Here is a 284-nt window from a genome sequence, read left to right as displayed (position 1 = left end):
AACCTTATTGTAGATGAGTCTAAAATTATAAAACAAAGATTGAGTTATGAGAGTGCGAGAAGAAAAATAGATAGCATTTTAGTTACCAAAAACTCAATAATTAATGTTATTGCAGATTTTCCTGAGTCTGGATACGACATAAGAGAATGGCATGATAAAATGAAATATTTGCTCCCAGTTATACTTTTTTCTGTTTTATTATTAATTTTTAGCTTCCTAGGGCTTGGGTCTTATTTAGAGCAACACAGTAGAAAATAAATATTCTAATGACTATTCTGATTACT

The 284-nt window shown here is 28.9% G+C and carries 1 pseudogene; it reads left to right on the top strand.

Annotated features, from left to right (window positions below):
* Positions 1-258 (top strand): annotated as a pseudogene (locus J8281_RS19520) (hypothetical protein); the annotation flags it as partial.
* Between the last annotated feature and the right edge of the window lie 26 nt (positions 259-284).

The organism is Aquimarina sp. U1-2 (genome assembly GCF_017897595.1).
Classification (GTDB): domain Bacteria; phylum Bacteroidota; class Bacteroidia; order Flavobacteriales; family Flavobacteriaceae; genus Aquimarina.
The sequence above is the reverse complement of the archived record's forward strand: the minus strand, read 5'-3'. Positions and strand labels throughout refer to the sequence as shown.